We start from the raw sequence: 10,149 nt of genomic DNA, 5'->3' as shown, positions 1-10,149 counted from the left end.
CGTCTGCGGACGACAGAACTCTGCGAGGCTCTTGCACAAAATCTGAGGCATTCCTACTTTTTCGACAAGCTGAGGCCGCGGACCTGAGGTCCGCGGCCTTTTTGGCGTCGATTAGAGCTTGACCACCCAGCCGTAGGGGTCGGGCTGAGTGCCCCACTGGATACCGGTGAGGGTGTCGTAAAGCTTCTGGGTGACGGGGCCGATCTGGCCGCCGTTGACCACCACGTGCTGGTCCTCCCAGCCCATCTCGCCGATGGGGGAGACCACGGCGGCGGTGCCGGTGCCCCAGGCCTCGTCCAGCTTGCCGGCCTTGGCGGCGTCGAAGAGCTCCTGGGCGGTGATGAGCCGCTCCTCCACCTCATAGCCCCAGCTCTTGAGCAGCTCGATGCAGGAGCGGCGGGTGATGCCGGGCAGCACGGAGCCGGTGAGCATGGGGGTGACGATCTTGCCGTCGATCTTGAACATGACGTTCATGGAGCCCACTTCTTCGATGTACTTGCGGTGGACGCCGTCCAGCCACAGCACCTGGGCATAGCCCTGCTCCTCGGCCCGCTCACCGGCCCGGATGGAGGCGGCGTAGTTGCCGCCGCACTTGGTGTAGCCGGTGCCGCCCTTGACGGCGCGGACGTCGTCGGACTCCACGTAGATCTTCACCGGGTTGATGCCGGCGGCGTAGTAGGCACCCACGGGGCCGGTGATGATGCAGAAGATATAGCTGTGAGAGGCGTGGACGCCCAGGCTGGCGTCGGTGGCGATGATGAAGGGGCGGATGTAGAGGCTGGTGCCGGGGACGTCAGGCACCCAGTCGATGTCCACCTTCACCAGGGTCTTCACGGCCTCCACGAAGTCCTCCTCGGGGATGGGGGGGATGCACAGGCGCTCGCAGGAGTCCTTCAGGCGCCGGGCGTTGTCGATGGGGCGGAAGAGCTGGACGGTGCCGTCGGCGGTACGGTAGGCCTTCAGGCCCTCGAAGACTTCCTGGGCATAGTGGAACACCATGGCGGAGGGAGCCAGCGTAAAGGGACCGTAAGGTACGACCCGGGGGTCGTGCCAGCCCTGGCCCTTGTCATAGTTGAGCAGGAACATGTGGTCGGAAAAAACCTTGCCGAAGCCCAGGCCGTGGGCGTCGGGCTTGGCCGCGGGATGATCGGTGCGCTGGATCTTGATCTCCTCCATGGTGGATGCCTCCTAAAAATGCAGTGGGCCTCGAGGAGGCGGACGGAGGCCCGCCAGTCTCGCCGGGACCGATATTAGGATGATTATAGCAGTGTTACTACTTTAAAGCAATAGAGAATCTGACGGAAATCCCCGGAATTTTTCCCCCGGATGCCGTCATCCTTCCACCGGGTGTGGAAAAACTGCGGGAAAGAGGGACAAAGCCTGTGCCGCCGTGCTTGTAATCCACGGTCCCATCTGCTATAATGTTTGGCACGGAACGAAACCGGACGCGATGCGGGAAGTGGCTTGCGGGGCCTGCCTGCGCTGTGGGCGCAAGGCCTTTGGGCGGAAGTGGCCCAGGAGGTCTTGCGCCTTCTGTACTTTCGTGTCCGTGCAAGGAGGTGTGCCTTTGAAGAACAACAAGCTGTCCCGGCTGCTGGAGCCCAGTCTGGGCCTCTACCTGGCCTGCCTGGTCCTCTTTGCCCTGGCCTCCGCCTTATTCTCCGTCCCCCTGGCGGTCATCGAGGGGGTGGTGGTGATTATCCTCTACCTCTACCTCCGGCGCAGCAACAGCATCCGCAAGCGGGAAATGCTCCGCTATATCGAGTCGGTCACCGCCAACATGGACGTGGCCACCCGGGACACCATGATCAACTCCCCCCTGCCCATGGTCATCTTCCACCCGGACACCGACGAGATCATCTGGTCCAACGAGCGGTTCCTCCAGCTCACCGACGGCAAGGAGCACCTTTTCGACACCAGCCTCTCCGCCCTGGTCCCCGGCTTCGATACCCGGTGGCTCCTGGAGGGCAAGAGCGTCTGTCCCGGCGAGGTGGTGCTGGACGACCGGCGGTTTTTGGTCTACGGCTCCCTGGTCCGCTCCGAGGAGAAGCGCAGCCGGACGGCCATGCTGGCCACCACCTACTGGGTGGAGATCACCGAGTACGCCCAGGTGAAGGAGGAGTTCTTCGCCTCCCAGCCCGTGGTGGCCATCCTGCTGCTGGACAACTACGAGGATGCCATGAAGAACACCGACGAGGCCGCCCGTGCCGCCCTGCGCAGCGAGATCGACAAGCGGCTCTCGGCCTGGGTCCACCCCACCGGCGGACTCTTCCTCCGCTACGACCGGGACCGCTACCTCTTTCTCTTCGAGGAGCGCTATCTCAAGCACTTCCAGGAGACCAAGTTCGACGTGCTGGACGCCATCCACGACATCCCCGCCGCCGGCGCGGTGCCCGCCACACTGTCCATCGGCGTGGGCAAGGACGCCCCCGGCTTCCACGAGCTCTTCGAGTACGCCTCCCTCTCCATCGAGATGGCGCTGTCCCGGGGCGGCGACCAGGCGGTGGTGAAGAACAAGTTCAACTTCGAGTTCTACGGCGGCCGGAACAAGGAGATGGAAAAGCGCACCAAGGTCAAGAGCCGGGTCATGGCCAACGCCCTGGCCGAGCTCATCGCCGACTCCTCCTACGTCTTTGTCATGGGCCACAAGTTCCCCGACCTGGACTGCATCGGCGCCTGTGCCGGCGTGTGCGCCATTGCCCGGAAGAAGGGGGTCACCGTCCGCATCATCAAGGAGGGGGGCGCCAACCCCGCCGCCGACATGGCGGAGAAGCTCTCCCAGGTGCCGGAGTACAAGGAGGCCTTCCTCTCCCCCCAGGACGCCATCGTCCTGGCCGACCCCCGGACATTGCTGGTGGTGGTGGACACCAACCGCCCCGAGCAGGTCATGAGCCAGGACCTGCTGGAGTGCTGCACCCGGGTGGCCGTCATCGACCACCACCGCCGGGCGGCCTCCTATATCTCCAACGCCGCCCTCAACTTCCACGAGCCCTACGCATCCTCGGCCAGCGAGCTGGTCACCGAGCTGCTCCAGTACATCCTGGAGCCCACCGACCTCCTCAAGATCGAGGCCGAGGCGGTGCTGGCCGGCATCGTGCTGGACACCAAGAACTTTACCATGCGCACCGGCACCCGCACCTTTGAGGCGGCGGCCTTCCTCCGCCGCTCCGGCGCTGACACCGGCGACGTGAAGAAGCTCTTCCAGAACGACCTGGCGGGGGTCATCTCCCGCTACGACATCATCCGCAACGCCCGGATGTACCACGGGGACATCGCCGTCACGGCGGTGGACCACACGGTGGGCCGGGTGACGGCGGCCCAGGCCGCCGACGAGCTGCTGAACATCAGCGGCATCGACGCCTCCTTCGTCCTTTTCCCCGACGCCGACGGGGAGCGGACCATCATCTCCGCCCGCAGCATGGGCAACACCAACGTCCAGGTGGTGCTGGAGAAGCTGGGCGGCGGCGGCAACGCCGCCACCGCCGGCGCCCAGGTGCCGAACCCGGACGTGAACGCGGTGCTCCAGCAGCTCCTCCGGGCCATCGACCAGTACTTTGAGGAGGACTGACCGGCGGGCGGCGTTGCTGCCGCAAAATTCGGAGCGCAGCGGAGAATTTCCGCAGGGCGGATTCATTCCGCTCGAGGATGTGCAGTCCCGGGGTCCCCGGGCGGCTTGCCGCCTGGGGGTGAAACGCCGCCACCGCCGGCGCCCAGGTGCCGAACCCGGACGTGAACGCGGTGCTCCGGCAGCTCCTCCGGGCCATTGACCAGTACTTTGAGGAGGACTGACCACAGAGCCACCCCAAATAATTTGAAAATCAACACCCTGAAAGGATGAATGACCATGAAAGTGATTTTGCAGCAGGACGTGAAGGGCCAGGGCAAGAAGGGCCAGCTCATCGATGCCAGCGACGGCTACGCCCGCAACTTCCTCCTCCCCCGGAAGCTGGCCGTGCTGGCCACCGCCGAGAACCTGAACACCATGAAGCAGCAGGAGAAGGCCAAGAAGGCCCAGGAGGCCGCCGAGAAGGCGGAGGCCCAGGCCGTGGCCGAGAAGCTCAAGGACGTCGTGGTGAAGCTCACCGCCAAGGCGGGCTCCGGCGGCCGCCTCTTCGGCGCCGTCACCAGCAAGGAGATCTCCGACGCCCTGAAGGAGCAGTTCGGCCTGGACATCGCCAAGACCAAGATCGTCCAGGACGAGCCCATCAAGGCCTTCGGCACCTACCAGCTCAAGTGCAAGCTGGGCTATGAGATTACCGGCACCCTCACCGTGACGGTGGCCGAGGAGCAGTAATCCCTTTGAAAGCAGAGACCGGAGAGGAGGGACAACATGGATGAAGAGCTGCTGACCCGGCAGATGCCCCACTCGGTGGAGGCCGAGCAGGCGGTACTGGGCTCCATGCTCATCGACGCCCGGTGCATCCCCGCCGTCATCGAAAAGCTGCGGGCCGAGGACTTCTACCTCAAGCAGAACCGGGATATCTACGAGACCATCTACTCCATGTTCTCCCTCTCCGAGACGGTGGACCCGGTGACGGTGCTGGACAAGATGCGCCTGAACGGCGTCTTTGATGAGAACACCTCCCGGGGCTACATCCTCCAGCTCATGGAGGTCACCCCCACCGCCGCCAACGTGGCGGAGTATATGGACATCGTCAAGGACAAGTCCCTCCTCCGGCGCATCGCCGAGACGGCGGGGGACCTGACCGCCATGGTCCAGGAGGGCACCGCCGCCGGACAGGAGGTGCTGGACGCCGCCGAGCAGCGGATCTATTCTATCCGCCAGGGCCGCTCCAGCCAGGGGCTCACCCCCCTCTCCTCCGTGGTGCTGGACGTGCTGGACCGGCTGGAGGAGCTCTCCAAGTCCGACTCCGCCGTGCCGGGCCTGTCCACCGGCCTGCCCGACGTGGACAGCGCCATCTCCGGCCTCAACAACTCCGACCTCATCCTCCTGGCCGCCCGGCCCGGCATGGGCAAGACCTCCTTCGCCCTCAACGTCCTCCTCCAGGTGGGCAAGTTCTCGGGCAAGACGGCCGTCTTTTTCTCTTTGGAAATGAGCCGGGAGCAGCTGGCCATGCGCCTCATCTCCAACGAGGCCTTTGTGGACAACAAAAAGCTGGTCACCGGCCGCCTCACCGACGAGGACTGGGACAAGGTGGCCCTGGCCGCCGCCGCTCTGGGCCGGTCCAAGATCCTCATCGACGACAACCCCTCCCTTTCGGTGGCCGACATGAACGCCAAGTGCCGCCGGGTGGAGGACCTGGGGCTGGTGGTCATCGACTACCTCCAGCTCATGCAGTCGGCGGGGGGCAAGCAGAAGTACGCCGGCGAGAACCGCCAGCAGGTGGTCTCCGACATCTCCCGGGCCCTGAAGATCATGGCCAAGGAGCTCAACGTGCCGGTGGTCTGTCTCTCCCAGCTCTCCCGCGGACCCGAGAGCCGCCAGGACAAGCGGCCCATGCTCTCCGACCTGCGTGAGTCGGGCGCCATCGAGCAGGACGCCGACATCGTCATGTTCCTCTACCGGGACGACTATTATAATGAGGACAGCGAAAGCCGCAACCTGGCCGAGTGCATCATCGCCAAGAACCGCCACGGCGAGACCCGGAAGGTGGAGCTCCAGTGGCTGCCCGAATACACCACCTTCTCCTCCATCGACCGGACCCATCAGGAGTACTGACCATGCTGAACGAGGCCCAGGCCCTCACAAAAGAATACGCCATGCTCACCCCGGGGAGCCATATCCTCTGCGCCGTCTCCGGTGGCGCCGACTCGGTGTGCCTCCTCCACTGGCTCAAAGGCCGAGCGACGGAGGACGGCTTTACCCTCACCGCCGCCCACTTCGACCACCGGCTCCGGGGGGCGGAGTCCCACCGGGACGCCGCCTTTGTGGAAAAGCTGTGCAAGGAGTGGAAAGTGCCCTGCGTGGTGGGTACCGGCGACGTCTCCGGGGAGGCCGCCCGCCGTGGGACCGGCATCGAGGAGACCGCCCGGGCCCTGCGCTATGACTTTCTGGAAGAGACGGCGGAAAAGGTGGGGGCCGACCTCATCGCCACCGCCCACAACGCCAATGACAACGTGGAGACCATGCTCCTCCACCTCATCCGGGGCAGCGGCCTCCAGGGCCTCACCGGCATCCGCCCCCGGCGGGGGAAGTTGATCCGGCCCTTTCTCACCACCACCCGGGCTGAGATCCTGTCCTACCTGAAGGAGCATCAACTCCCCCACGTGGAGGACAGCACCAACGCCGACACCGCCTATGCCCGGAACCGGCTCCGCCACCAGGTCATTCCCCTGCTGGAGGAGCTCAATCCGGCCCTCATTTCCCGGCTCTCGGACACGGTGGGCTACTTCCGCGCCGACAACGACTACCTCACCGCCCAGGCTATGGCCGCCGTCCGGGGGGCTGAACCCACCGTCACCGGCGGCCTGGTCCTCCCCGCCGACGCCATCGGCCGCAGCCCCGACCCCATCGCCGTCCGTGCGGCGGCCGCCCTGCTGGGGCGGCTGGGAGAGCACCAGTACCGCTCCGCCCACCTGCTGAGCGTGGTGGACCTGGCCCGGAGCGATCACCCCTCCGGCTCGGTGGACCTGCCCCACGGCATCACCGCCCGGCGGGCCTACGGCCTGCTGGTGCTGGAGCCCACGGCGGAGGGGGACGGCTGGACGCCGGTCCCCCTGAACGTCCCCGGCGAGACCGCCCTGCCCGAACTGGGCTGGAAGCTGGTCTGCCGCCCCGCCGAAGCTCCGCCGGAGCCGCCCCAAAACCCCTTTGTGTGCTATCTGGACCCCGCCGCCCTGGACGGCCCCCTCACCGTCCGGCCCAGGGAGACGGGGGACGGCATCACCCTGCCTGGCCGGCCCCACAAGAGCGTAAAGAAGCTCCTCATCGACGCCAAGGTGCCACGGCAGGACCGGGAACGGCTCCCCGTGGTGGCCGACCGGAGAGGTCCGGTGTGGCTGGGGGGCTTCGGCCCCGACGCCCCCCGCCTGGCCGCCCCCGGCGCACCCGCCCTGGAACTCCGGGCGGTACCCCTCGCCCCAGCGACCCAGTGTAAAACCGCCCCGACTCCGGGGACTCATTCAAAAGAAGGAAGGATTTGAGCTTATGCTGGAACAGGACATCGAACGGGTCTTGTTTACCGAACAGGAACTGAAGGACCGGGTGGCCGAGATCGCCGCCCAGATCGACAAGGACTACGCCGGAAAGGAGCCCATGCTCATCAGCGTGCTCCGGGGCTCGTTCATCTTCATGGCCGATCTGGTCCGGTCCATCACCCTCCCCTGCACCGTGGACTTCATGGCCGTCTCCTCCTACGGCAGCGGCACCACCTCCTCCGGCCAGGTGAAGATCACCAAGGACCTCTCCGAGAGCATCGAGGGCCGGGACATCATCGTGGTGGAGGACATCCTGGACAGCGGCAATACCCTCTCCTATCTGTTCCAGCTCCTCCAGGCCCGGCACCCGGCCTCCGTCCGGCTGTGCACTCTGCTGGATAAGCCTTCCCGCCGCACCAAGCCCGTCACCGCCGACTACACCGGCTTTGCCGTGGACGACCTCTTTGTGGTGGGCTACGGCCTGGACTACGCGGAGAAGTACCGCAACCTGCCCTATATCGGGATCCTCAAGCCGGCTGTCTACGAAAAGGCCTGAGTATACCCCACTCCACATAAAGGACGTGGTTTATTCTTGAAAAAATTCACGCTGCGCGACGCGGCCTTTTACGCCCTCATCCTGGTGATCCTGGTGGGCACCCTGTGGACCCTCCAGAACATGAACACTGGGGAGAAGCCCACCTATGCCCAGGTCCGCCGGGCCCTGGAGCAGCAGCAGGTGGAAACCGTGGTGGTGGACAAGAACAACAACCTGATCCTGGGCCTCAAGGACGGCACCACCCTCACCTACGAGCTCTACTCCTTCGAGCTCTTCTACCGGGACTTCAACGACACCGTGGTGAACCAGTGGCGGGCGGGTATCATCACCGACTACGAGTACCCCGACGATCCCACCCCCTCCCCCTGGCTGTCCATGCTGCCCTACGCCGGCATCCTGCTGGCCTTCGGGTTCATGTTCTACCTCATGTTCGTCCGGCAGAACGGGGCCGGCGGCGGCGATAAGACCGCCCGCTTCGGCCGGGCCCGGACCCGCACCCTCTCCGACCAGGGGGACAAGAAGGTCACCTTTGAGGACGTGGCCGGGGCCGACGAGGAGAAGGAGGAGCTCCAGGAGATCGTGGAGTTCCTCCGGGACCCCAAGAAGTTCGTGGCCCTGGGGGCCCGCATCCCCAAGGGCGTGCTGCTGGTGGGCCCGCCGGGCACCGGCAAGACCCTGCTGGCCAAGGCCGTGGCCGGCGAAGCCGGGGTCAACTTCCTGTCCATCTCCGGCTCCGACTTCGTGGAGCTCTATGTGGGCGTGGGCGCCAGCCGGGTCCGGGACCTCTTCGACCAGGCCAAGAAGGACTGCCCCGCCATCGTCTTTATCGACGAGATCGACGCCGTGGGCCGTCAGCGCGGCGCCGGCCTGGGCGGCGGACACGACGAGCGGGAGCAGACCCTCAACCAGCTGCTGGTGGAGATGGACGGCTTCTCCGCCAACGAGGGGGTCATCGTCCTGGCCGCCACCAACCGGGTGGACATTCTGGACCCCGCCCTCCTGCGCCCCGGCCGGTTCGACCGCCAGGTCTACGTGGGCTACCCCGACATGAGGGGCCGGGAGGCCATTCTGAAGGTCCACTGCCGGAAAAAGCCCCTGGCCGAGGATGTGGACCTCCACGAGGTGGCCAAGTCCACCGGCGGCTTCACCGGCGCCGACCTGGAGAACCTCATGAACGAGGCCGCCCTCCTGGCCGCCCGGAAGGACCAGCCCTTCATCACCCTCTCCGACATCCAGGAGTCGGTCATCAAGGTCATCGCCGGCCCGGAGAAGCGGAGCAAGACCGTCATCGAGCGGGAGCGGAAGCTCACCGCCTACCATGAGGCGGGCCACGCCGTGGTGGGCCACGCCCTGGAGACCGCCGACCCGGTCCACCAGATCACCATTGTCCCCCGCGGGGGCGCCGGCGGCATGACCATCTCCCTGCCCCAGGAGGACCGGGGCTACCGGTCCCGGCTGGAGCTCACCGAGCAGCTCTCCAGCCTGCTGGGCGGCCGCATGGCCGAGGAGCTGGTGCTGGGGGATATCTCCACCGGCGCCGGCAGCGACATCCGCCGGGCCACCGACATCGCCCGGAACATGGTCACCCGGTACGGCATGAGCCAGCGCCTGGGCAACGTGGTCTTTGACTCCGGCCACGACGAGGTCTTCATCGGCCGGAGCATGGCCCAGACCAAGAACTACTCCGAGGAAGTGGCCGCCATCATCGACGAGGAGGTCAAGTCCCTCATCGACAACGCCTATGCCCGCTGCCGCCAGATCCTCACCGATCAACGGGAGGCTCTGGAGCTGGTGGCCCGGTATCTGCTGGAGTTCGAGACCATGGACGGCGCCACCTTCCAGCAGGTCTTTGACGATCCCGGTGCCGTAGAGGCCCGCCTGGCCCACCCGGAGCAGGCGGAGGAGCCTGAGGAGGCGGAGGACAGTGAGTAAACCTGTCATCCAGGTCACCCTGGAAGACATCACCACCGTGGAGGCCGACGCCATCGCCAACGCCGCCAACACCTCCTTGCTGGGGGGCGGTGGCGTGGACGGCGCCATCCACCGGGCCGCCGGACCGGAGCTGCTGGCCGAGTGCCGCACCCTCCACGGCTGCGAGACCGGCAAGGCCAAGATCACAAAAGGTTATCATCTGCCTGCAAAATACGTTTTGCATACCCCTGGACCCATCTGGCACGGAGGCGGGCAGGGGGAGCCCGCCCTGCTGGCGGGCTGCTACCGCTCCTGCCTGGAGCTGGCCCTGGCTCACGGCTGCCGGACGGTGGCCTTCCCCTCCATCTCCACCGGGGTCTACCACTTCCCCCTGAACCTGGCCGCCCCCATCGCCGTCAAGACGGTGCGGGCGTTTCTGGACGAACACCCGGAGGACTTTGACTGGGTGCGCTTCGTGTGCTTTGACGCGGCCACCAAGGCCGCCTACGACCGGGCTCTGGCCCAGAGCTGAACAGGTACAAAAATGCCGCCGTCTCCCATATGGGAGACGGCGGCATTTTGCT

General features: G+C 65.9%; 8 protein-coding genes. 7 read left to right on the top strand and 1 reads right to left on the bottom strand.

What is annotated here, in order from left to right:
- Positions 1-111 precede the first annotated feature (111 nt).
- On the bottom strand, positions 112-1,176 hold the full coding sequence (locus Q0K15_RS04860; RefSeq protein WP_294513095.1) for a branched-chain amino acid aminotransferase: 1,065 nt from the start codon (positions 1,174-1,176) through the stop codon (positions 112-114).
- A gap of 391 nt (positions 1,177-1,567) precedes the next feature.
- Between Q0K15_RS04860 and Q0K15_RS04855 the strand changes: the two genes are divergently transcribed.
- From Q0K15_RS04855 to Q0K15_RS04825, 7 genes are all read left to right on the top strand, one after another.
- Positions 1,568-3,568: a DHH family phosphoesterase gene (locus tag Q0K15_RS04855; RefSeq protein ID WP_294513092.1), complete on the top strand. Its 2,001-nt coding sequence runs from the start codon at positions 1,568-1,570 to the stop codon at positions 3,566-3,568.
- A 276-nt stretch (positions 3,569-3,844) separates the two neighbouring features.
- Positions 3,845-4,294, top strand: a complete 450-nt coding sequence (gene rplI, locus Q0K15_RS04850) for a 50S ribosomal protein L9 (protein WP_294513088.1) — start codon at positions 3,845-3,847, stop codon at positions 4,292-4,294.
- A 36-nt stretch (positions 4,295-4,330) separates the two neighbouring features.
- Positions 4,331-5,680 (top strand): replicative DNA helicase, encoded by a 1,350-nt coding sequence (gene dnaB / locus Q0K15_RS04845; protein WP_294513085.1) that lies wholly within the window; start codon positions 4,331-4,333, stop codon positions 5,678-5,680.
- A gap of 2 nt (positions 5,681-5,682) precedes the next feature.
- The gene (gene tilS, locus Q0K15_RS04840; RefSeq protein WP_294513082.1) at positions 5,683-7,104 is read left to right on the top strand and encodes a tRNA lysidine(34) synthetase TilS; all 1,422 of its coding nucleotides are present in this window, start codon (positions 5,683-5,685) and stop codon (positions 7,102-7,104) included.
- Positions 7,105-7,108: 4 nt separating this feature from the next.
- The gene (gene hpt, locus Q0K15_RS04835; protein WP_294513078.1) at positions 7,109-7,654 is read left to right on the top strand and encodes a hypoxanthine phosphoribosyltransferase; all 546 of its coding nucleotides are present in this window, start codon (positions 7,109-7,111) and stop codon (positions 7,652-7,654) included.
- A gap of 36 nt (positions 7,655-7,690) precedes the next feature.
- Positions 7,691-9,586 carry an ATP-dependent zinc metalloprotease FtsH gene (ftsH, locus tag Q0K15_RS04830; protein WP_365933262.1) on the top strand — a complete coding sequence of 632 codons (1,896 nt, stop codon included), beginning with the start codon at positions 7,691-7,693 and terminating at the stop codon, positions 9,584-9,586.
- Positions 9,579-10,097, top strand: coding sequence for an O-acetyl-ADP-ribose deacetylase (locus Q0K15_RS04825; protein WP_294513076.1), 519 nt, complete (start codon positions 9,579-9,581; stop codon positions 10,095-10,097). The genes ftsH and Q0K15_RS04825 overlap by 8 nt, the downstream gene beginning before the upstream one ends.
- The last annotated feature ends 52 nt before the right edge of the window (positions 10,098-10,149 follow it).

Origin of the sequence: uncultured Intestinimonas sp. (assembly GCF_944387245.1) — a bacterium.
Lineage (GTDB): Bacteria > Bacillota > Clostridia > Oscillospirales > Oscillospiraceae > Intestinimonas.
Note: the sequence above shows the minus strand (reverse complement) of the source record. Positions and strands in the feature narration are given on the sequence as shown.